General features: G+C 52.6%; 18 protein-coding genes, 2 tRNA genes, 1 rRNA gene and 1 pseudogene. 9 read left to right on the plus strand and 13 right to left on the minus strand.

The window, feature by feature from the left end; translation table 11 throughout:
- Window positions 1–86: 86 nt before the first annotated feature.
- The 8 genes from ACMYUL_RS05090 to ACMYUL_RS05125 form a co-directional block, all read right to left on the minus strand.
- A tRNA-Ala gene (locus ACMYUL_RS05090) sits at window positions 87–162 on the minus strand.
- A 5-nt stretch (window positions 163–167) separates the two neighbouring features.
- Window positions 168–244: transfer RNA gene (locus tag ACMYUL_RS05095), tRNA-Ile, on the minus strand.
- Between the two features lie 101 nt (window positions 245–345).
- Window positions 346–1,886: ribosomal RNA gene (locus ACMYUL_RS05100) — 16S ribosomal RNA — on the minus strand.
- Window positions 1,887–2,426: 540 nt separating this feature from the next.
- Window positions 2,427–2,843 (minus strand): RNA polymerase-binding protein DksA, encoded by a 417-nt coding sequence (gene dksA / locus ACMYUL_RS05105; protein WP_003744416.1) that lies wholly within the window; start codon window positions 2,841–2,843, stop codon window positions 2,427–2,429.
- A 193-nt stretch (window positions 2,844–3,036) separates the two neighbouring features.
- The gene (locus ACMYUL_RS05110; protein ID WP_070514191.1) at window positions 3,037–3,591 is read right to left on the minus strand and encodes a hypothetical protein; all 555 of its coding nucleotides are present in this window, start codon (window positions 3,589–3,591) and stop codon (window positions 3,037–3,039) included.
- Window positions 3,592–3,593: 2 nt separating this feature from the next.
- The gene (proC, locus tag ACMYUL_RS05115) at window positions 3,594–4,391 is read right to left on the minus strand and encodes a pyrroline-5-carboxylate reductase (protein ID WP_070514190.1); all 798 of its coding nucleotides are present in this window, start codon (window positions 4,389–4,391) and stop codon (window positions 3,594–3,596) included.
- A 90-nt stretch (window positions 4,392–4,481) separates the two neighbouring features.
- Window positions 4,482–4,877: an RNA-binding protein gene (locus tag ACMYUL_RS05120; RefSeq protein WP_070514189.1), complete on the minus strand. Its 396-nt coding sequence runs from the start codon at window positions 4,875–4,877 to the stop codon at window positions 4,482–4,484.
- 17 nt (window positions 4,878–4,894) lie between these two features.
- Entirely contained in the window at window positions 4,895–5,581 is a 687-nt protein-coding gene (locus tag ACMYUL_RS05125) for a YggS family pyridoxal phosphate-dependent enzyme (RefSeq protein ID WP_070514188.1), read from the minus strand.
- A gap of 179 nt (window positions 5,582–5,760) precedes the next feature.
- Between ACMYUL_RS05125 and ACMYUL_RS05130 the strand changes: the two genes are divergently transcribed.
- The 3 genes from ACMYUL_RS05130 (at window position 5,761) to ACMYUL_RS05140 (ending at window position 9,273) form a co-directional block, all read left to right on the plus strand.
- On the plus strand, window positions 5,761–6,807 hold the full coding sequence (locus ACMYUL_RS05130; RefSeq protein WP_070514187.1) for a type IV pilus twitching motility protein PilT: 1,047 nt from the start codon (window positions 5,761–5,763) through the stop codon (window positions 6,805–6,807).
- Between the two features lie 167 nt (window positions 6,808–6,974).
- Window positions 6,975–8,207, plus strand: a complete 1,233-nt coding sequence (locus tag ACMYUL_RS05135) for a PilT/PilU family type 4a pilus ATPase (RefSeq protein ID WP_003759784.1) — start codon at window positions 6,975–6,977, stop codon at window positions 8,205–8,207.
- A 270-nt stretch (window positions 8,208–8,477) separates the two neighbouring features.
- Window positions 8,478–9,273 (plus strand): IS5 family transposase gene (locus ACMYUL_RS05140; RefSeq protein ID WP_415771101.1). Its coding sequence is split into 2 segments (ribosomal slippage): window positions 8,478–8,843 and window positions 8,845–9,273, totalling 795 coding nucleotides; the frame shifts between segments, so codons are not numbered across the junction.
- Between the two features lie 162 nt (window positions 9,274–9,435).
- On the opposite strand, the gene ACMYUL_RS05145 is transcribed toward ACMYUL_RS05140, so the two are convergent.
- Window positions 9,436–10,272, minus strand: a complete 837-nt coding sequence (locus tag ACMYUL_RS05145) for an FKBP-type peptidyl-prolyl cis-trans isomerase (protein WP_070512975.1) — start codon at window positions 10,270–10,272, stop codon at window positions 9,436–9,438.
- Window positions 10,273–10,331: 59 nt separating this feature from the next.
- On the minus strand, window positions 10,332–10,526 hold the full coding sequence (locus tag ACMYUL_RS05150) for a hypothetical protein (protein ID WP_342031916.1): 195 nt from the start codon (window positions 10,524–10,526) through the stop codon (window positions 10,332–10,334).
- Between the two features lie 223 nt (window positions 10,527–10,749).
- Here ACMYUL_RS05150 and ACMYUL_RS05155 point away from each other — a divergent pair, with 223 nt between their 5' ends.
- Window positions 10,750–11,286, plus strand: a complete 537-nt coding sequence (locus ACMYUL_RS05155; RefSeq protein ID WP_070512970.1) for a porin family protein — start codon at window positions 10,750–10,752, stop codon at window positions 11,284–11,286.
- 206 nt (window positions 11,287–11,492) lie between these two features.
- Here the strand turns inward: ACMYUL_RS05155 and ACMYUL_RS05160 are convergent, their stop codons facing one another.
- On the minus strand, window positions 11,493–14,531 hold the full coding sequence (locus tag ACMYUL_RS05160) for an Rne/Rng family ribonuclease (protein ID WP_415772884.1): 3,039 nt from the start codon (window positions 14,529–14,531) through the stop codon (window positions 11,493–11,495).
- Between the two features lie 568 nt (window positions 14,532–15,099).
- Here ACMYUL_RS05160 and ACMYUL_RS05165 point away from each other — a divergent pair.
- The 3 genes from ACMYUL_RS05165 to rsmG all read left to right on the plus strand — a co-directional run bounded on the left by ACMYUL_RS05165 (window position 15,100) and on the right by rsmG (window position 17,226).
- A complete protein-coding gene (locus ACMYUL_RS05165) occupies window positions 15,100–16,098 on the plus strand; it encodes an RluA family pseudouridine synthase (RefSeq protein WP_415772406.1) in 999 nt (332 codons plus the stop codon).
- 201 nt (window positions 16,099–16,299) lie between these two features.
- Complete coding sequence (locus ACMYUL_RS05170) at window positions 16,300–16,437, plus strand: hypothetical protein (protein ID WP_415772408.1); 138 nt, start codon at window positions 16,300–16,302, stop codon at window positions 16,435–16,437.
- Between the two features lie 165 nt (window positions 16,438–16,602).
- Window positions 16,603–17,226, plus strand: coding sequence for a 16S rRNA (guanine(527)-N(7))-methyltransferase RsmG (gene rsmG, locus ACMYUL_RS05175; protein WP_415772410.1), 624 nt, complete (start codon window positions 16,603–16,605; stop codon window positions 17,224–17,226).
- Between the two features lie 86 nt (window positions 17,227–17,312).
- Here the strand turns inward: rsmG and ACMYUL_RS05180 are convergent.
- A pseudogene (locus ACMYUL_RS05180) lies at window positions 17,313–17,438 on the minus strand (IS5/IS1182 family transposase); the annotation flags it as partial.
- Between the two features lie 108 nt (window positions 17,439–17,546).
- Here ACMYUL_RS05180 and ACMYUL_RS05185 point away from each other — a divergent pair.
- Window positions 17,547–18,342 (plus strand): IS5 family transposase gene (locus ACMYUL_RS05185; protein WP_415771101.1). Its coding sequence is split into 2 segments (ribosomal slippage): window positions 17,547–17,912 and window positions 17,914–18,342, totalling 795 coding nucleotides; the frame shifts between segments, so codons are not numbered across the junction.
- 51 nt (window positions 18,343–18,393) lie between these two features.
- Complete coding sequence (locus tag ACMYUL_RS05190) at window positions 18,394–20,499, plus strand: TonB-dependent receptor (protein ID WP_415772412.1); 2,106 nt, start codon at window positions 18,394–18,396, stop codon at window positions 20,497–20,499.
- A gap of 88 nt (window positions 20,500–20,587) precedes the next feature.
- On the opposite strand, the gene murI is transcribed toward ACMYUL_RS05190, so the two are convergent.
- On the minus strand, window positions 20,588–21,397 hold the full coding sequence (gene murI, locus ACMYUL_RS05195; RefSeq protein ID WP_003779418.1) for a glutamate racemase: 810 nt from the start codon (window positions 21,395–21,397) through the stop codon (window positions 20,588–20,590).
- Window positions 21,398–21,552 lie beyond the last annotated feature (155 nt).

Raw genomic sequence — 21,552 nt, forward strand, 5'->3', positions numbered from 1 at the left:
TCAAACTGATTCACAATCAGACTTCTCTTTAGAAAAAAAGAAAGCAGTTACACTGCCTTTTTAACTCGCTTTGATTTGGAAAGTATTGGTGGAGGCAAACGGGATCGAACCGATGACCCCCTGCTTGCAAAGCAGGTGCTCTACCAACTGAGCTATGCCCCCGTTCTTGGTGGGTCTGGGAGGACTTGAACCTCCGACCCCACGCTTATCAAGCGTGTGCTCTAACCAGCTGAGCTACAAACCCGGATTCTCTTCTTAAGCGAATCTTGTCTTCACTCAAGCATTTTTCCGCATCTTCTACAGTTTACCGATAAGTGTGAATACGACAGCCTCTTCTTTCTCTAGAAAGGAGGTGATCCAGCCGCAGGTTCCCCTACGGCTACCTTGTTACGACTTCACCCCAGTCATGAAGCATACCGTGGTAAGCGGGCTCCTTGCGGTTACCCTACCTACTTCTGGTATCCCCCACTCCCATGGTGTGACGGGCGGTGTGTACAAGACCCGGGAACGTATTCACCGCAGTATGCTGACCTGCGATTACTAGCGATTCCGACTTCATGCACTCGAGTTGCAGAGTGCAATCCGGACTACGATCGGTTTTGTGAGATTGGCTCCACCTCGCGGCTTGGCTACCCTCTGTACCGACCATTGTATGACGTGTGAAGCCCTGGTCATAAGGGCCATGAGGACTTGACGTCATCCCCACCTTCCTCCGGCTTGTCACCGGCAGTCTCATTAGAGTGCCCAACTTAATGATGGCAACTAATGACAAGGGTTGCGCTCGTTGCGGGACTTAACCCAACATCTCACGACACGAGCTGACGACAGCCATGCAGCACCTGTGTTACGGCTCCCGAAGGCACCCCTCCGTCTCTGGAGGGTTCCGTACATGTCAAGACCAGGTAAGGTTCTTCGCGTTGCATCGAATTAATCCACATCATCCACCGCTTGTGCGGGTCCCCGTCAATTCCTTTGAGTTTTAATCTTGCGACCGTACTCCCCAGGCGGTCGATTTCACGCGTTAGCTTCGCTACTAAGCAGTCAAGCTGCCCAACAGCTAATCGACATCGTTTAGGGCGTGGACTACCAGGGTATCTAATCCTGTTTGCTACCCACGCTTTCGGGCATGAACGTCAGTGTTATCCCAGGAGGCTGCCTTCGCCATCGGTATTCCTCCACATCTCTACGCATTTCACTGCTACACGTGGAATTCTACCTCCCTCTGACACACTCTAGTCACCCAGTTCAGAACGCAGTTCCCAGGTTGAGCCCGGGGATTTCACATCCTGCTTAAGTAACCGTCTGCGCCCGCTTTACGCCCAGTAATTCCGATTAACGCTCGCACCCTACGTATTACCGCGGCTGCTGGCACGTAGTTAGCCGGTGCTTATTCTTCAGGTACCGTCATCAGACAGGGGTATTAACCCCGCCCTTTTCTTCCCTGACAAAAGTCCTTTACAACCCGAAGGCCTTCTTCAGACACGCGGCATGGCTGGATCAGGCTTGCGCCCATTGTCCAAAATTCCCCACTGCTGCCTCCCGTAGGAGTCTGGGCCGTGTCTCAGTCCCAGTGTGGCGGATCATCCTCTCAGACCCGCTACTGATCGTCGCCTTGGTAGGCCTTTACCCCACCAACTAGCTAATCAGATATCGGCCGCTCAAACAGCGCAAGGCCAAATGGTCCCCTGCTTTCTTCCTCAGAAAATATGCGGTATTAGCTAATCTTTCGATTAGTTATCCCCCACTGCTCGGTACGTTCCGATATATTACTCACCCGTTCGCCACTCGCCACCCAAGAAGCAAGCTTCTCTGTGCTGCCGTCCGACTTGCATGTGTAAAGCATGCCGCCAGCGTTCAATCTGAGCCAGGATCAAACTCTTATGTTCAATCTCTAACTTTTTTAACTTCTGGTCTGCTTCAAAGAAACCGACAGGACAATGTCTAAAACATCATCTTGTCTGTCTTTCAAACAGTGTGAGGCTGTCGCACTCACACTTATCGGTAATCTGTTTTGTTAAAGAGCAAAAACGAATTATAAAGCATTTCAAATCATTGTCAATCAAAACTTTTCACAAAACCTCGAAAAATCAGACCAACTGTGATATACTTACCTGTTCGTTCAACCACCGCCGAAGCAGCGAAGAACCGAACTATACCCCCACCCGCAAAAACCGTCAACTCCTAAACCGCAAAAAATTCTAAAAAACCTAACAACAATCTGAAATAAAACAGATTTTAGTTCACTTCCTCAAAACATCATTTCAAAACACCCTCAATCCAAAATCCAAACAGCCCAAAACCATCCAACTCGCACAAAAACAAACAGCAACTCAACTCCCAACAAACACCAAAGGTCGTCTGAAATCTCTTTTTAGACGACCTTTGTATTTTCTTACTGCCTAATTCAATCAACCGATTTCGTTATTTTAGTCGGCAAACTGTTTTTTCATACGTTCGCGGCGTTCTTGTGCCTCTACGGAAAGTGTAGCAGTCGGGCGGGCAAGGAGGCGTTTGAGGCCGATGGGCTCGCCGGTATCTGCGCAGAAGCCGTACTCGCCTTCGTCGATGCTGCGGATGGTTGCTTGTACTTTGCCCAGAAGTTTGCGCTCGCGGTCGCGGGTGCGCAATTCCAGCGCGTACTCTTCTTCTTGAGTGGCGCGGTCGGCAGGATCGGGAGCGGATTCGTGTTCTTGCAGGTGGCCGGTGGTGGCAGATGCGTTTTCAATCAGTTCGTCTTGCATTTTTACCAGCAGTTCGCGGAAGAATGCCAACTGGTCGCTATTCATGTAGTCTTCTTCCGGGCCGTCCCAATTCAAAATGTCTTGTTCTGTCAGCTTTGCCATAATTTTTCTTTCAATCTATTGTGGGAAACGAAATGCTACTCAAGTGGTTTATTTTATTGATTTCTTAGAACTTCTTTTCTCAAGTCCGTTTAGAAATGGCGGCATAATACCATGTTTTCACAGCCGTGGTTTTGATTTTCACTTTTTTGCATTTTGCTTACGTCATACTGCAAATTCTTAATGAACTCGCTGTCTATTGCAGTAACCACAAGTTGATTTGACGGGTAATTTGAGGCGATAGACTGCTTAACCAAATCCAAAGTAATAATGCCAATATACTACCTGAAAAATCGTAGCGTTCGTACTTTAAAAATTGCACGGGAGAAAGTATGGGGCGATATATCCGTTCCAAAGCGACGGAAAGTTGGGAATAAGGATCTTTAATACTGAGCGCCATGCGGATAAACAACCCTATCAACAACACATAAGCTGCTGATTTAATTGTATTCAATACGGCCAGTATAAAATTGGCGATGATGATTTTGACGCTGAATGCGGTAGGCTGCGCCACTAAAGTGATGAAGGTCAATACGATGTAATATAACAACAGTCCTGACAACAGGCAGGCGGGGTCGTATTTTTTAACTGGCAGGATTTTGTGCAGCGGCTTAACCAGCCAATCGGTTGATCGCTTGCTGAACGCCAATAGCGCATGATTTTCACTCAATCCCGCCGCTTGCAGGAAGAGGCGTGCCAAACACAGGATAACGATGCCGTCGGCAAGCAATATCAATAAATCTCCTCGCATTTTCAGACGACCTTATATTGTTGTGCCATTTCCTGCGAACGCTTGACGCAGGCTTCAACGCCTTGGGCAATGGCTTCGGCGACGTGGCATGATTTGAACGTTTCGATGGCTTCGTGGGTGGTGCCACCTTTGGAAGTAACGTTTTGCTGTAATCGCGCGAAGTCTTCGCCGCTTTGTTCTGCCAAGGCAACCGCGCCTTTGAATGTCGCGAGACTGAGGGCGCGCGCATCTTCTTCGTCAAACCCTTGCGCCTGAGCGGCGGCTTGGAGTGCGCCGAGCAGGTAAAAGACGTAGGCGGGTCCACTGCCGCTGATGCCGGTAATGTTGTGCAACTTGTCTTCTTCGTCCAACCAAACGGTCAAACCGACGGAACACATAATCCGGTCGGCAGCGGCGCGATCGGCTTCGGAGACTTCCGCTGCGGCAAACATACCGGATACGCCCAAACCGATTTTCCCCGGCGTATTGGGCATGGTGCGGACGATACGGCGCGTTCCACCAAGGTAGCGACTGAGGGTATCAATAGACAAACCGGCAGCAACGGAGAGCACCAATGCGCCGTTGGCACGAACGTTGCGGCACGCGGCTTCCATATCCTGCGGTTTGACGGCAAGGATTAATACGTCGTCTGAATTCAGTTCGGGCAGGGATTCGGAAACCTCGACATTCAATTCTTTTGCCAAACGCTCGCGTTTTTCCGCGCCACGGTTGGCGATGTGAATGCGGTATCCGCCCTGCTTGACCAATCCGCCCGCAATGGCGGCTGCCATATTTCCACCGCCTAAAAAGTAGATGTTCATAAATTTCCTTAATTTTTTAAATGAGATACATTTGCTGAGGTCGTCTGAAATGCCGTTTCTATCAAACCGGAAAAATTTCAGACGACCTTTTTACCAACGGACGCTTTCGGGCAGCGATGTTCGGTATAAACCCTGTTTTTCCAAACAATCTAAACCTTCTTGTTTGAAAGTTTCCGCCAAAGGGCGTTTATCGCGGGTATGCCAAGCTAGTCCGCAAGCTTCAAACTTTTTGATTTTCCTCATGAAATAATCATTAGCTGCGGTACGGTAAGCATTGTCGTCAACAGAATAACTCCCGTCTGCAAAACGTGTTCCGCGGAAATCCTCGATAGAAGGCGGCGGCTCGCCTTTAATTTCCCAAAAATCTATTGCTGCCGGCTTTTTAGGCTTACACCAGCCTGATAAGGACTCACATTGATACCAGCCCATCACCCGACAACCCGTTAAGGTCAAACCAAGCAAAACGACCGAGACGATATGTTTCATTGACTATCTTTCCCTTTTTACTTCCGCCTGCCGAAAATCGCGCTGCCGATGCGCACATGCGTTGCGCCGCACGCGACCGCCACAGGCATATCGCCGGACATCCCCATCGACAACACATCCGCATCAACGCCCGCCGCATTCAGGTCGGCAAGCAGTTTCTGCATGGTTTGGAACTGAACACGCAATTCTTCATCATCGCTGTCGGCTTTGGCGACACACATCAACCCGCGTACAACCACATTCGGCAACTTCGCCACTTCCACCCCCAGCGCGACCGTTTCATCGGGCGCAACGCCGTGTTTCGCCTCCTCGCCTGCGATATTGACTTCGATGCACACCTGCAAAGGCGGCATTTCGGGCGGACGCTGTTCGCTCAGGCGGCGGGCGGTTTTCAGACGACCTATCGTATGCACCCAATGCGCGCGTTCGGCGACAAATTTGGTTTTGTTCGACTGCACATCGCCGATGACGTGCCAAACGATGTCGGGCAAATCCGCGAGCGTTTCCGTTTTCTCGTACCACTCCTGAATATAGTTTTCACCAAAATCACGCTGTCCTGCGGCATATACCTCGCGGATGTCGTCTGAAGGGAAGGTTTTGCTGACGGCAATCAGACCCACTTCGCCCGCCTGCCTGCCTGCCTTTTGCTCGGCCTCGGCAATACGGCGGCACACTTCCGCATAATTTTGTTGCAATACCGACATGATTTCTTCCTTTATTACATCAATTACAGCGATTTTGAAAATTTTACTTGGTCTGAACGGTTTATGTATTTAAAATAATACAATTTATCGGAACCTGAACAGGGAAACGCCCGGCATTCCGCGTCCGCATTTTAAATCGGGTTCCGCCTCATTATTCTAAACTAAAACAAGGCCACATTATGCAGATTACCGACTTACTCGCTTTCGGCGTCAAAAACAAAGCTTCCGACCTTCACTTAAGCGCCGGAATGTCCCCCATGATCCGTGTTCACGGCGACATCCGCCGCATCAACCTGCCCGAAATGTCCGCCGAAGAAGTCGGCAACATGGTCACTTCGGTCATGAACGACCATCAGCGCAAACTGTTCCAACAAGATTTGGAAGTGGACTTCTCCTTCGAGCTGCCCAACGTCGCCCGTTTCCGTGTCAACGCATTTACCTCCAACCGCGGCCCTGCCGCCGTCTTCCGTACCATTCCGAGCGACGTATTGACACTGGAAGACCTGCGCGCCCCGCGTATTTTCCAAAAAATCGCCGATAACCCGCGCGGCTTGGTATTGGTAACCGGCCCGACCGGTTCCGGTAAATCGACCACGCTGGCGGCAATGATCAACTACATCAACGAAACCCAACCCGCACACATCCTCACCATCGAAGACCCGATCGAGTTCGTCCACCAAAGTAAAAAAGCCCTCGTCAACCAGCGCGAGCTGCACCAACACACCCACAGCTTCGCCAACGCCCTGCGTTCCGCATTGCGTGAAGACCCCGACGTAATCCTCGTAGGCGAGATGCGCGACCCCGAAACCATCGGCCTCGCGCTGACTGCCGCCGAAACCGGCCACTTGGTATTCGGTACACTGCACACCACCGGCGCCGCCAAAACCGTGGACCGTATCGTCGACGTATTCCCTGCCGGCGAAAAAGAAATGGTGCGTTCGATGTTGTCCGAGTCCCTGCGCGCGGTTATTTCGCAAACCCTGCTGAAAACCCGCGACGGCAACGGTCGTGTTGCCGCACACGAAATCCTCATCTCCACTCCCGCAGTGCGCAACCTGATCCGCGAAAACAAAATCGCCCAAATCAACTCTGCCCTGCAAACCGGTCAAGCACACGGCATGCAAACCCTCGACCAAGCGCTGCAAACCCTCGTCCGCCAAGGCACCATCAGCCCCGACGTAGCCCGCAGCAAAGCGCAAAACAGCGACAGCATGAACATCGTCTGATCAGCACACCATTATCGGGAACAGACAAGGTCGTCTGAAAACGCAGTTTACACAACGAGAAAACCCGTTTCCCGTTTTCAGACGACCTCCGCAAGGCAGGCAACACCCAATAACAAACAAACCGCCCGCCGGTCTCAATATTCACTTACTGATAAAGAGTACACAAAATGAGCGAAACAACCCCTTTACACGACTTACTCAGCGAAATGGTGCAAGCCTACTCGCAAAAAAACCAACCGCCGCACATCCCCACCCCCGCCGAAATCGGCACACACCTCCATCCCCTGCTCGACCGCATGTGCGTTGAAGCAGAAAAACGCGGCGCATCCGACATCTTCATCAGCGCAGGCTTCCCGCCTGCCGTCAAAGTCAGCGGCACCCTGACCCCCGTCCCGCACAAAGCCCTGACCGGCGAAGACACAGCCGCCATCGTCGAATCCACCATGAACCCCGAGCAGCTTGAGACCTTCAACCGCGAATGGGAACTCAACTACTCCGTCCAATCCCGCAGCAACACCCGTTACCGTGTCAACGCCTACCACGAACAAGGCCGCGTCGGCATGGTCTTGCGCCGCATCAACCAAGAAATCCCCGAAATGGAGAGCCTCGGCCTGCCCGCCAAACTCAAAGACCTCTCCCTTTCCCCGCGCGGCCTGCTGATCCTTGCCGGCCCGACCGGTTCCGGTAAATCAACCACCATGGCATCCATGCTCGACTACCGCAACCACAAAATGCCCGGCCATATCGTCACCATCGAAGACCCGATCGAATTCATCTACAAACCCCGCCGCAGCATCTTCACCCAGCGCGAAGTCGGCATCGACACCAACGACTGGAAAATCGCCGTCCAAAGCGCGATGCGTCAAGCGCCCGACGTCGTCTGTATCGGTGAGGTGCGCAGCGAAGCCAGTATGGAATACGCCCTCCAGCTTGCCCAAACCGGCCACTTATGCGTCTTCACCATCCACGCCAACACCGCTGCCCAAACCATCGAGCGTATCATCAACTTCTACCAAGAAGACCGACGCAAACAAGTTCTCATGGATTTGGCACTCAACCTGACCGGCATTATCGGCCAGCGCCTCGCCATCAAGAAAAACCGCAGCCAGCGTACCGCCGTCGTCGACCTGCTGCTCAACACACCCGCCATGCAGGATTTGATTTTCAAAGGCGAACTCATGGAAATCCGCGAACTCATGATGCGCTCCGGCACAGACGGCATGCAGACTTTCGACCAACACCTGTTCGAACTCTACATCCAAGGTCAAATCGAATACGACGAAGCCCTGCGCCAAGCCGTTTCCACCAACGACCTGCGCCTGCGCATCCAAATGCACGAAGAAGGCAACGACCCCGACCGCCTCTACGACCGCATCAGCGATTTGAACCTGATTTCGTAAACACCCGATGTCAGGCAAGACAAAGGTCGTCTGAAAACCTGAAATACGGGTTTTCAGACGACCTTTTTTATATTTTATAGTGGATTAACTTTAAATCAGGACAAGGCGACGAAGCCGCAGACAGTACAGATAGTACGGAACCGATTCACTTGGTGCTTCAGCACCTTAGAGAATCGTTCTCTTTGAGCTAAGGCGAGGTAACGCCGTCCTGGTTTAAAGTTAATCCACTAGACCTTTTGCGAAAGTATCCTGAAGATTTACAATTCCCAAATGAAATACGAAAACCTCATCCAAAGAAGCGACAGGGAATTCAAACGGCTCACAGGTGTAACGCCCGTCCTTTTTCACGAAATGCTGAAAGTCACCACAGAAGCAGAAAGCCGGAAGGTCAAGTCAGGCAGGCCGCATACGCTCAGCTTGGCAGACCAACTGCTGCTTACCCTGAGCTATCTGCGTCATTACCATACCCAACTCGAATTGGCCGCCATCTACGGCCTTTCTGAAAGTAATGTCTGCCGCACCATCCGTAAAACCGAGGACGCCCTCATCCGTTGCAAACGCTTTTCCCTGCCAAAACACAAGAATCTGGGCGATCAAACGGTCATCATTGACGTTACCGAAAGCCCGATTGAACGTCCCAAAAAAACAGCGGCAGTATTACAGCGGCAAGAAAAAGCGGCACACGGTTAAAATCCAGGTCATATACGGCAGAGAAACTGAAAAAATCATCAGCATCCGGACGGGGATGGGTGCTCAGCATGACATGCGTTTAGCCAAGAGGCACCTTGCAGAGCTTTATCCCTACAAAATAGTCATTGCGGATAAGGGTTATCAAGGATTGGCTAAAACCGGATTACAGACCCCGAAAAAGAAATCCAAACATCATCCGCTGAACAAACAGGATAAAGAGGCGAACAGGCGGTTAGGCAAACTCAGAACCGTCATCGAGCACATCAACAGGAAACTGAAGATATTCAAAATCTTGTCGCTGCCTTACCGCAACAGGCGGAAACGGTTCGGGTTAAGGGTAAATCTGATTGCAGGACTGGTTAATGCGATGGGATGAATATTTTCGCAAGAGGTCTACTATATTTGATACGGCGATTATCCACCCCCTTATCAAGAAGGTTTTAGGGAAAGCACAACCATCGGATTGGCTTTAACCAGAACCAACACCCAGTTTTGCATGAGCGCTAATCTTAATGCCCTCTTTGCCGGAAGAAGCAGATTACCGAATACGATGTTTGCCGTTTCTGTCGATTTTTACCAATTTGACGTCGAATATCAAAACGGAATTCGGACCGATTTTATTGCCAAGCTTTTCTTCTCCGTAAGCAAGTTTGGCAGGAATATAAAAGGTAGCCTCGCCGCCTTCTTTCAAAAGCTGCAAACCTTCTATCCAGCCCGGTATGGTTTGGTCAAGCTGAAAAGAAATAATGCCGCCTACTCCATCATCACTTACACCTTCTTTACTGCTGTCGAAGACAGTACCGTCAATCAGGCGGCCTTCATATTCGACATGTACGAGATCGTTTTTCCGAGGCTTTCTGCCTGTACCCTCTTTGATCATTTTGTACTGCAAACCGGATGCTGTTGTTTTCACGCCCTCTTTAGTGGCATTTTCTTTCAAAAAAGCTTCGCCTTTTTCTTTATTGGCTTGGGCTTCTTCCTCGTATTTTTTCGTTGCTTTAGCTTCAAGTTCTGTCATGATTTCCACCTGCGCTATGCTGGCTTCCGATTCACTCAATTTAGTCTGTTTACCATCGTATACGGACTGTACGGCGTTAAAGAAGGCTTTCATATCAACTTCGAAACCCTGTTCCTTCATCTGCTTCAAGGATTTGCCAACGTCCATACCCATTGCATAGCTGCCTTTTTCATCCAAACTTTTGAAAGATGAAGATGTATCCGATTCAGCAGAAGCCTCGGTTTCTTTTGCAGTTGTACCATTAAGAGATGAAGGCGTGGTCGTAGTTGAAGAAGTATCGATGGTTTTATTGCTGCAGGCTGTCAGGGAAAACGTGGCAATCAGTGCCAACATGCTTAATTTCAAGGTTTTATTCATAGTATTTCTCTTTGCGAGAGGTTGGAAGAAGCAGGGATTATAACCTTCGCATAAAGAAATCAGAAAAAAATCATATAAACACGATAAAACAAAGGTCGTCTGAAACCCGAAAACCAAGTTTTCAGACGACCTTTCTCACGCTTATGGCAATAAAGCCACATCAACCAATGTAAACCGTCATCTAAGCCTTTATCATTTTTTCTACACTCCGCCGCCGCCGCCAAACGCCCCTCTCTCCACACAGCAAGCTCCATAAATCTTCATACTTTTCATCGTACTTTACGCAAATTATAAATCGCGCACCTCGACATTTCGGCCGGCACAAATTCAGTCGTTTCAATGAATTACAAACGTTAAGCACTTGAGAAAATGGGTAACGCCTCGGCAAAGGCGGTTGCGGGTCATCCGCAAGCGTCCGATACTGGATTCGTCGGAAGCAGAAACAAGCTTCCTGTTTATCCGTGAAGGAGCATTATCATGAAAAAAACCTTACTGACTGTTTTATTGGCTACCGCTTCCGCCATCACTTTCGCTGACGGTTCATTTACCGGCGCAGGCTTGGAAGTCGGCGCGGGCGTGACCAAAAGTGATGTGCGCAATGCCAAGCTGAATGAGAAAACCAAAGGCGACGTTGCCGTACGCGGCAGCTACAACACACAATTCGGACAAAGCAACTGGATTGGCGGCGTTGAAGCCGGTGTCAAACCGCTGCACCGCAAAATTGCGGGCAATGCGAAACAAAAAGTCGATGCCAACGTTTCCTACGTCCAAGGCTACCGCCTGACTGACAACGCGCTGGCTTACGGTAAGGTCGGCTACCACTACGGCCGCTTCGACAATCTGGGCGCGAAACGCAACAATATGAACGGCCTGGGCTACGGTGTGGGCGCGAAATACGCCGTTGCACCGAATGTCGAAGTCGGCGCAGAATGGGAGCAAACCCGTTATAAAAAAGACGATTTGAAAGTCCACAACAATAGCTACATGGCTACTGTCGGCTATCGCTTCAAATAATCTTTTTTAAACAGACAAAGGTCGTCTGAAACTGGATTTACGGTTTCAGACGACCTTTTTATAGTGAATTAACTTTAAACCAGTACGGCGTTGCCTCGCCTTGCCGTACTATCTGTACTGTCTGCGGCTTCGTCGCCTTGTCCTGATTTAAATTTAATCCACTATATCGATTCGGGCATCTTAGCGATGCCCTCTTCTTTCAGCCTTTAGTCTTTGCGCGTTTCCACCAAGACCATTTCGGCGGCGGCAACGGGTTCGGCTTCAACTTTCGGCACATCCGAGCGGCGCAGGCCGGATTCAGGTTCGGGCTGAACCTGTTCGGCAAAAGCGGCGACGGCTTCGGGATTGGTTTCGACAAACACCAAACCGCCTAAGTCGGGCATAACGGCAACGGCAGGAGCAGCAGTTTCTTCCGGTTCGGTTACTTCCACTTGGCTTACTGCCGGCACAGTTTGCGGTTCGGATTCTGCTGCTTGGGCAGCTGCGGCAGCCGCTGCTGCTGCGGCAAGGGCTTCGATGGCGGCAGCGGCTTCGCGCTCGGCTTTCCAAACGACCAGTTCTTCCTCCATTTCGGCAACGGCTTCGACCTCGCCTTCGGCAGGGACGGCGGTCATCGGTTGGTAGCCGTCTTCGGTTTCGATGGCGAACACGGAAGTCGAAGTTTCTTCAACGCTGCCGATGGCGGAGTCGATGATGCTGCATTCGTCATCGGTGCTGTCTTCGATCAGGATGTCGCTATCCACATCTTCGCCTTCGATGGAGAACACGAACGCTTCTTCAGCAACGGTAACGGGTTCGGAAACCACGACAACCAAAGGTTCGCCGCTATCCTCAGGAGCGGGGATGGTTACGGCAAACGGCTCTTCTTCGACGGTATCGCCCATAACGTGTGCGGCTGCGAAGAGGACTTTGTCGGCGGTATCGTGAATATTCAGGTACTGCTCGATTTTGGCGGCAGACGGAATATTGCGTTTTTTACCGTTTTGACGGCGGTCGCGCTGATTGTTGCGTTCGCGGCGGTCGCGTTGGTTGTTGCGCTCGCGTTGGCGGCGTTCGTTGCCTTTCGGTGCATTAGCCTCGGCAGTTTGTACGCCCTCTTCCGCCACGTTGTCCACTGCTTCGGACAGGGTTTCTTCCGCGCGGATGTCCGCTTGTTCGCGGTTGCGTTCGTTGCGGTTGTTGTTGCGGCGGCGTTTGTTGCCTTGCGCCTGCTCGCCTGAACGGGATTCGTTTTCAGACGACGTTGCGGCGGCAAGTGCTTGGACTTCGAGGTTTTCGGCTTCCGCTGCGGCGTTGCGCTCGTTTGGGCGGTTGCGGCTGCGGCGGTTGTCTTTGGCGTTGCGGGTTTCGTTTTCCGCTGCCTGATTGTCCGCTGCTTTGTCTTTGAAGTCCGCCACTTCGCGCACTTCTACCTTGCTGCCGTCGTGCCTATTGTTGCGGCGCGGGTTTTGGCGGCGGTTGTTTGCGCGGCGGTTGCCGGAATGGCTGTTGTTGCGGTTGTTGCCGCTTGAAGTGCGTTTTTCTGCCACTTCGGCAACAGGCGCGGTTTCGGCTGCGGTATTGCCGCCGAAAATGCGTTTGAGCCATGCTTTGAAGCTATCCCACCATGAACCGCTTTTCTGTTCGGATACGGTCGGCGCAGGCTGGGTATGGCGCACGCCTTTGACGGCGGGTTCGGGACGGGCGGCTTTGGCTCTTTCGCTGCCGAAAGGTTTGGCGGATTCGTCTTCTTCCGGCTCGGCAACGCGTTTGTAACTCGGTTCGCCGTCTTCTTCTACGTCGTCGATGCGGATGCGGTTGATTTCGTAGTGCGGATTTTCCAGATGGATATTCGGAATCAGGACGACGTTGACGTCCAAACGCTCTTCCATCGCAAACAGCTCGGCGCGTTTTTCGTTCAGCAGGAAGGTGGCGACATCGACGGGCACTTGTGCGTGCACTTCGCCGGTGTTGTCTTTCATCGCTTCTTCTTGAATGATGCGCAAAACGTGCAGGGCGGTCGATTCGATGCCGCGGATGACGCCGGTACCGGCGCAGCGCGGACAAGCAACGTGGCTGCTTTCGCCCAAAGCGGGTTTCAGGCGTTGGCGGCTCAATTCCAAAAGGCCGAAGCGGGAGAGTTTGCCCATTTGGACGCGGGCGCGGTCCTTTTTGAGCGCGTCGCGCAGGACGTTTTCAACATCGCGCTGGTGCTTGGGGTTTTCCATGTCGATGAAGTCGATGACGACCAAACCGCCCAAGTCGCGCAGGCGCATTTGGCGGGCGACTTCTTCAGCGGCTTCCATATTGGTTTTGAAAGCGGTGTCTTCGATGTCCGAGCCGCGGGTGGCACGGGCGGAGTTGACGTCAATGGAAACCAGGGCTTCGGTGTGGTCGATCACAATCGCGCCGCCTGAAGGCAGGCTGACGCTGCGGGCGAACGCGCTTTCGATTTGGTGTTCGATTTGGAAGCGGGAGAACAGCGGCGTGTGGTCTTGATAGAGTTTCAGACGGCCTACGTTGCTCGGCATGACGTAGCTCATAAACTCGGCAACTTGGTCATAAACCTCTTGATTATCCACCAGAATTTCGCCGATGTCGGGACGGAAATAGTCGCGGATGGCGCGGATGAGCAGCGAGCTTTCCATGAAGAGGAGGTAAGGGTCGTGGTGTGCCTTGCCGGCTTCCTCGATCGCCTGCCAAAGCTGTTTGAGATAGTTCAAATCCCATTCCAACTCTTCCGCGCTGCGGCCGATACCGGCGGTACGCGCGATGATGCTCATGCCGTTCGGAATGTCGAGTTCTGCCATAGCGGCTTTGAGTTCTTGACGCTCTTCGCCTTCGATACGGCGGGATACGCCGCCGCCGCGCGGGTTGTTCGGCATCAATACCAGATAGCGTCCGGCAAGGCTGATGAAGGTGGTCAGCGCCGCACCTTTGTTGCCGCGTTCGTCTTTTTCGACTTGAACGATGACTTCCATGCCTTCTTTGAGCACGTCTTGAATACGCGCCCTGCCGCCTTCGTAATCGCGGAAATACGAACGCGATACTTCCTTAAACGGCAAAAAGCCGTGGCGGTCGGTTCCGTAATCCACGAAACATGCTTCCAGCGACGGCTCGATACGGGTGATGATACCCTTGTAAATATTACCTTTGCGCTGCTCTTTACCCAGCGTTTCGATGTCCAAATCCAAAAGGTTTTGCCCATCGACAATAGCAACGCGCAGCTCTTCGGCCTGCGTTGCATTGAACAACATTCTTTTCATAATGATTACCTCGCACAGGCGGGCAGCCTTTTTCAGACGACCTGCCTGCTCTTTGTCAGACACTCTGCGAGACAGATGGGATTGGGCATAGCCCACGCCCCTTTTCGGCGCGGGATGCAGAAACCCGGATGAGCAATCAGTTTTTGAATTGAAGTCCGCAAGGTTGCACGCCGCCCAAAACAATGCGGCCGTGTGCGGAAGGGTACGGATAAAGAAGGCAATAAAGAACAATGCGGCGGAACGCTCCGTCCGCCGCCGAAGTCCGGACGGTACAGGTCCGGCTTAGAAAACAGGTAGCCGACATCTTCTTATTATCGTTATGCCGGAAGTTTCGAACGGTGCGGCGCGGCAGGTTTGTCAAACACCCGCCCCTCGTCTTATGCCCGGTCAAATCGGCAAAATCAAATCAAACTTAATTACGCTCCTGCGTTTACGGGCTTTGGCATAAACGCAGGGAAAATGCTTTGCAGAGTGCGTTTTTAATATAAAATCTCGTTTTAACAATACCATCCGTCCCATACGGCCTGTTTGTACAGGTTTCTGCCGAAACGGATGTTCGGGATTATAGATGAAAACGCACGCAATAAGCAAAGATTCAGTCAGCCTGATTACCGTCGCCGAACACGAAGCTGGCCAACGCCTTGACAACTATCTGATAAAAATCCTCAAAGGTGTACCCAAAAGCCATATCCACCGCATTATCCGTGCCGGCGAAGTGCGCCTGAACAAAAAACGCTGCAAGCCCGACAGCCGCATCCAAACAGGCGACCTGCTCCGCATCCCGCCCGTGCACACCGCCGAAAAACAAAGGTCATCTGAAAACCGCGCCCAAGCCGTACCCGCGCGCGAATTCAACATCATCTACGAAGACGACGCGTTACTCGTCATCGACAAACCCGCAGGCACCGCCGTCCACGGCGGCAGCGGCGTGAGTTTCGGCGTCATCGAACAAATCCGCCGCGCCCGCCCCGAAGCACGCTATCTCGAACTCGTCCACCGCCTCGACAAAGACACCAGCGGCCTCTTGATGATCGCCAAAAAACGCAGCGCACTCGTCAAACTGCACGAAGCCATCCGCAACGACCACCCCAAAAAAATCTACCTCGCGCTGGGCGTAGGCAAACTGCCGAACGACAGCTTCCACGTCAAACTGCCCCTGTTCAAATACACCGGCGCGCAAGGCGAAAAAATGGTGCGCGTCAGCGAAGACGGACAATCCGCACACACCATCTTCCGCGTACTCAACCGCTTTTCAGACGACCTCCTGCACCAAGTCGGCCTCTCACACCTCACCCTCGTACAAGCCACCCTGAAAACCGGCCGCACCCACCAAATCCGTGTCCACCTGCAATCCCAGCAATGCCCTATCGCCGGCGACGAACGTTACGGCGACTACCAAGCCAACAAACGCCTCCAGAAACTCGGTTTGAAACGAATGTTCCTCCACGCCGCCGAGCTGCACCTTGACCACCCGCTGACAGGCGAAAAACTCATCTTAAAAGCCCCGCTGCCGCAAGACTTGGCACAATTTGTCTTAATGCTGGAAAACGCAAAGAAGGTCGTCTGAAACCCGTAGCGCGGGCTTTACCCGCGACATGAGTGCAAAAACGATGGGCAAATTCGAATCGTCAGGCAGCAAGTTTCGTGGGCATAGCCCACGCTACAACTCGCTCAGAAAATTAAATACCAACCGCTCCTCGAAAACACCCGAAGGTCGTCTGAACCCCGTAGCGTGGGCTTTGCCCGCGGCATGAGTGCAAAGACACGGATGGATTCAAATTATCAGGCGGCAAGTTTCGTGGGCGTAGCCCACGCTACAACTCGCTCGGAAAATGAAATACCAACCGTTCCCGAAAACACCCAAAGGTCGTCTGAAACCGTAGCGTGGGCTTTGCCCACGAAATAAATGTGAAAATAAAGATGGTTTCAAATTGTCAGACAACAAGTTTCGCGGGCAAAGCCCACGCTACAACTCCACCGCCTTGAGAACCTAATCCCTTAATAACCCACGCCTTTCAGACGACCTTTTTTTCCGCTACCATAACGCCCGACACAAACACGGACAAACACCATGACCCCGACACAGCAACTCCAATCAGGAATACAGGCATTAGGTTTGGACCTATCCGCAGAACAGCAAACCCAACTGCTCGCCTACACCGACCTGCTCAAAAAGTGGAATAAGACCTACAACCTCACCGCCCTGCGCGACGAAGCGCAAATGGTCAGCCACCACCTGCTCGACAGCCTGACCCTGCTCCCCTACCTCCAAGGCGCGCACACTATGCTGGATGTCGGCTCCGGCGGCGGACAGCCCGGCATTCCCGCCGCCATCTGCCGTCCCGACCTCAACATCACCCTTCTGGACGCCAACACCAAAAAAACCGCCTTCCTGCAACAAGCCGTCATCGAACTCGGACTAAGTAACGTCCGCGTCGTCAGCGGCCGCGTCGAAGCCGTTCAAGACTTCCAAGCCGACATCATCACCAGCCGCGCCTTCGCCGAACTTGCCGACTTCGTCAACTGGACGGCACACCTGCTGAAAGACGGAGGTCGCTGGATCGCCATGAAAGGCGTATACCCCGAAGAAGAAATCGCCAAACTCCCCGACACCGTCGCCGTCGAACGCGTCGAAGCCCTCCACGTCCCAGGCTTGGATGCAGAACGGCATATGGTGGTTTTGAAGAAGGTTTGAGCCTTCCGAACGTTGATTCTGAATATTGCCAAGGTCGTCTGAAAACCCGAAACAGGGCTTTTCAGACGACCTTTCGTTTTATGGCTGCTTCGTTGCAAAATATATAGTGGATTAAATTTAAACCAGTACGGCGTTGCCTCGCCTTGCCGTACTATTTGTACTGTCTGCGGCTTCGTTGCCTTGTCCTGATTTAAATTTAATCCACTATAAACACGATTTGTCATAAATAAAGATAATTATTATCAATTATTTCGATTAAGCAAAAATATTTCCTATAATAGACCTTTTGCGAAAGTATCCTGAAGATTTACAATTCCCAAATGAAATACGAAAACCTCATCCAAAGAAGCGACAGGGAATTCAAACGGCTCACAGGTGTAACGCCCGTCCTTTTTCACGAAATGCTGAAAGTCACCACAGAAGCAGAAAGCCGGAAGGTCAAGTCAGGCAGGCCGCATACGCTCAGCTTGGCAGACCAACTGCTGCTTACCCTGAGCTATCTGCGTCATTACCATACCCAACTCGAATTGGCCGCCATCTACGGCCTTTCTGAAAGTAATGTCTGCCGCACCATCCGTAAAACCGAGGACGCCCTCATCCGTTGCAAACGCTTTTCCCTGCCAAAACACAAGAATCTGGGCGATCAAACGGTCATCATTGACGTTACCGAAAGCCCGATTGAACGTCCCAAAAAAACAGCGGCAGTATTACAGCGGCAAGAAAAAGCGGCACACGGTTAAAATCCAGGTCATATACGGCAGAGAAACTGAAAAAATCATCAGCATCCGGACGGGGATGGGTGCTCAGCATGACATGCGTTTAGCCAAGAGGCACCTTGCAGAGCTTTATCCCTACAAAATAGTCATTGCGGATAAGGGTTATCAAGGATTGGCTAAAACCGGATTACAGACCCCGAAAAAGAAATCCAAACATCATCCGCTGAACAAACAGGATAAAGAGGCGAACAGGCGGTTAGGCAAACTCAGAACCGTCATCGAGCACATCAACAGGAAACTGAAGATATTCAAAATCTTGTCGCTGCCTTACCGCAACAGGCGGAAACGGTTCGGGTTAAGGGTAAATCTGATTGCAGGACTGGTTAATGCGATGGGATGAATATTTTCGCAAGAGGTCTAATGTCGCATCCCTTCATCTTACGAGTTGAACATGCAATATTCTGCCCGCCTTTCCCTGCTTCCCGCCCTGATTGCCTCCGCCTTCCCGCTGTATGCCGCCGATACCACCGATAGCGAACATTACACTGCCACCCTGCCCACCGTTACCGTGGTCGGACAGTCCGACACCAGCGTACTCAAAGGCTACATCAACTACGACGAAGCCGCCGTTACCCGCAACGGCCAGCTCATTAAAGAAACGCCGCAAACCGTCGATACGCTCAATATCCAGAAAAACAAAAATTACGGTACAAACGATTTGAGTTCCATCCTCGAAGGCAATGCCGGCATCGACGCTGCCTACGATATGCGCGGCGAAAGCATTTTCCTGCGCGGTTTTCAAGCCGACGCATCCGATATTTACCGCGACGGCGTGCGCGAAAGCGGCCAGGTGCGCCGCAGCACTGCCAACATCGAGCGCGTGGAAATCCTGAAAGGCCCGTCTTCCGTCCTTTACGGCCGCACCAATGGCGGCGGCGTCATCAATATGGTCAGCAAATACGCCAACTTCAAACAAAGCCGCAACATCGGTGCGGTTTACGGCTCGTGGGCAAACCGCAGCCTGAATATGGACATCAACGAAGTGCTGAACAAAAACGTCGCCATCCGCCTCACCGGCGAAGTCGGGCGCGCCAATTCGTTCCGCAGCGGCATAGACAGCAAAAACGTCATGGTTTCGCCCAGCATTACCGTCAAACTCGACAACGGCTTGAAATGGACGGGGCAATACACCTACGACAATGTGGAGCGCACGCCCGACCGCAGCCCGACCAAGTCCGTGTACGACCGCTTCGGACTGCCTTACCGCATGGGTTTTGCCCACCCGAACGATTTTGTCAAAGACAAGCTGCAAGTTTGGCGTTCCGACCTCGAATACGCCTTCAACGACAAATGGCGCGCCCAATGGCAGCTTGCCCACCGCACGGCGGCGCAGGATTTCGACCATTTTCATGCAGGCAGCGAAAACGGCAGCCGAATCAAACGCAACTACGCCTGGCAGCAAACCGACAACAAAACCCTGTCGTCCAACTTCACGCTCAACGGCGACTACAACATCGGCCGTTTTGAAAACCACCTGACCGTAGGCATGGATTACAGCCGCGAACACCGCAACCCGACAGTAGGTTACCACCGCGACTTTTCCGCCTCCATAAACCCCTACGACCGCGCAAGCTGGCCGGCTTCGGGCAGGCTGCAACCCGTCGTCAGCCAAAACCGGCACAAAGCCGACGCCTACGGCATTTTCGTGCAAAACATCTTCTCAGCCACGCCCGACTTGAAATTCGTCCTCGGCGGCCGTTACGACAAGTACACCTTCAATTCAGAAAACAAACTCACCGGCAGCAGCCGCCAATACAGCGGCCATTCGTTCAGCCCCAACATCGGCGCAGTGTGGAACGTAACGCCCGCCCACACGCTCTACGCCTCATATAACAAAGGCTTCGCGCCTTACGGCGGACGCGGCTATTTGAGTATCGACACTTCGTCTGCCGCCGTGTTCAACGCCGCCCCCGAGTACACCCGCCAATACGAAACCGGCGTCAAAAGCAGTTGGCTGGACAATCGTTTGGACACCACCCTGTCGGTTTACCAAATCGAACGCTTCAATATCCGCTACCGCCCTGATGCGCAAAATGATCCCTACACTTGGGCAGTCAGCGGCAAACATCGTTCGCGCGGCGTGGAGCTGTCCGCCATCGGACAAATCATCCCCAAAAAACTCTACCTGCGCGGATCATTGGGCGTAATGCAGGCGAAAGTGGCTGAAGACAAGGAAAATCCCAACCGCGTGGGCATCCATTTGAATAACACCAGCAACGTTACCGGCAACCTGTTTTTCCGTTACACGCCGACTGAAAACCTCTACGGCGAAATCGGCGTAACCGGTACGGGCAAACGCTACGGCTACAATTCGAGCCAAAAAGCAACCACCACGCTTCCCGGCTTCGTCCGCACCGACGCCATGCTCGGCTGGAACCGCAAAAATCTGAACCTCACTTTCGCCGTCGGCAATCTGTTCAATCAAAAATACTGGCGTTCCGACGCCATGCCCGGCGCGCCGCGTACTTATACGGCGCGGGTGAATTACAGTTTCTAAATCCGGACAGGAAACAGAACAAAGGTCGTCTGAAAACTCGTGTTTCGAGTTTTCAGACGACCTCTCGTTTTGGCATGCGGGATACGCCTTATCCCAGCGAGACCATTTCGATTTGTTCCATGCTGCGTCCGAGGAAGCGTTCGCCTATGGTGCGGAAGCGCAGGGGGATGTCGCTGACGTAGAAGCGGTAGTCGGGGCTGTCGTTTTCAGTGTTGAGCAACCCTGCTTGGGCGAGTGCTTGGGCGGTGGCTTCGGCGGTGGTGATGGCGGAATCGACCAGGGCGACGTTTTGCGCCTCCTTGCCGATCAGGGGCTTGAGTAGCGGGAAGTGGGTACAGCCGAGGACGAGCGTGTCGATGTCGTCCACCAAGAGCGGTTTGAGATATTCACGCACGGTCAGGCGGGTCACTTCATGGTCAAGCCAGCCTTCTTCCACCAGCGGCACGAGCAGCGGCGTCGCCTGCGTGCGCACGAGCGTGTCGGGGTTTTGGGCGTGGATGGCGCGGGCGTAGGCGTTGCTGTTGACGGTGGTGTTGGTGGCGATGATGCCGATTTTGTTGTTGCGCGTGGTGTTCAGAGCGGCCTGTGCGCCGGCGGAAATCACGTCCAATACAGGCATATTGCCTGCTTTTTGGCGGATTTTCTGTCCGGCAACGGCGGCAATGGTGTTGCACGCGATGACCAGTGCCTTAACATCGTTTTCCAGCAGGAAATCGACAATCTGCATGGCGAAGGTTTCGATGGTGGCGCGGGATTTGGTGCCGTAGGGAACGCGGGCGGTGTCGCCGAAGTAGATGATGTTTTCCATCGGCAGGCGTTCCATCAGGGCACGGACGTTGGTCAGGCCGCCGACGCCGGAATCGAAAACGCCGATGGGGCGTTGTTTGCTGATAGTCATGATGCGGTTTGTACGGATTAGGTATGATGGGGCGGATTGTACACGTTCGGCGCAAGGCTTAACAGGGACGGAGGTCGTCTGAAAGGGTTTGAGTTGTGCGGAAACGGTATTTTCAGACGACCTCTGCGGCGTTTGGACGGCAGACGGCAAAGATG

The organism is Neisseria sp. CP9 (assembly GCF_047758525.1).
Taxonomy (GTDB): domain Bacteria; phylum Pseudomonadota; class Gammaproteobacteria; order Burkholderiales; family Neisseriaceae; genus Neisseria.

Excerpts from the sequence above, each read along its gene's own strand:
- ACMYUL_RS05135 (WP_003759784.1), top strand. The coding sequence starts at position 6,975 with ATGAGCGAAACAACCCCTTTACACGACTTACTCAGCGAAATGGTGCAA.
- ACMYUL_RS05165 (WP_415772406.1), top strand. The coding sequence starts at position 15,100 with ATGAAAACGCACGCAATAAGCAAAGATTCAGTCAGCCTGATTACCGTC.
- proC (WP_070514190.1), bottom strand. The coding sequence starts at position 4,391 with ATGAACATCTACTTTTTAGGCGGTGGAAATATGGCAGCCGCCATTGCG.
- ACMYUL_RS05190 (WP_415772412.1), top strand. The coding sequence starts at position 18,394 with ATGCAATATTCTGCCCGCCTTTCCCTGCTTCCCGCCCTGATTGCCTCC.
- ACMYUL_RS05110 (WP_070514191.1), bottom strand. The coding sequence starts at position 3,591 with ATGCGAGGAGATTTATTGATATTGCTTGCCGACGGCATCGTTATCCTG.
- rsmG (WP_415772410.1), top strand. The coding sequence starts at position 16,603 with ATGACCCCGACACAGCAACTCCAATCAGGAATACAGGCATTAGGTTTG.
- ACMYUL_RS05155 (WP_070512970.1), top strand. The coding sequence starts at position 10,750 with ATGAAAAAAACCTTACTGACTGTTTTATTGGCTACCGCTTCCGCCATC.
- ACMYUL_RS05150 (WP_342031916.1), bottom strand. The coding sequence starts at position 10,526 with ATGGAGCTTGCTGTGTGGAGAGAGGGGCGTTTGGCGGCGGCGGCGGAG.
- ACMYUL_RS05160 (WP_415772884.1), bottom strand. The coding sequence starts at position 14,531 with ATGAAAAGAATGTTGTTCAATGCAACGCAGGCCGAAGAGCTGCGCGTT.
- murI (WP_003779418.1), bottom strand. The coding sequence starts at position 21,397 with ATGACTATCAGCAAACAACGCCCCATCGGCGTTTTCGATTCCGGCGTC.
- ACMYUL_RS05170 (WP_415772408.1), top strand. The coding sequence starts at position 16,300 with ATGGATTCAAATTATCAGGCGGCAAGTTTCGTGGGCGTAGCCCACGCT.
- ACMYUL_RS05120 (WP_070514189.1), bottom strand. The coding sequence starts at position 4,877 with ATGAAACATATCGTCTCGGTCGTTTTGCTTGGTTTGACCTTAACGGGT.
- ACMYUL_RS05125 (WP_070514188.1), bottom strand. The coding sequence starts at position 5,581 with ATGTCGGTATTGCAACAAAATTATGCGGAAGTGTGCCGCCGTATTGCC.
- dksA (WP_003744416.1), bottom strand. The coding sequence starts at position 2,843 with ATGGCAAAGCTGACAGAACAAGACATTTTGAATTGGGACGGCCCGGAA.
- ACMYUL_RS05145 (WP_070512975.1), bottom strand. The coding sequence starts at position 10,272 with ATGAATAAAACCTTGAAATTAAGCATGTTGGCACTGATTGCCACGTTT.
- ACMYUL_RS05130 (WP_070514187.1), top strand. The coding sequence starts at position 5,761 with ATGCAGATTACCGACTTACTCGCTTTCGGCGTCAAAAACAAAGCTTCC.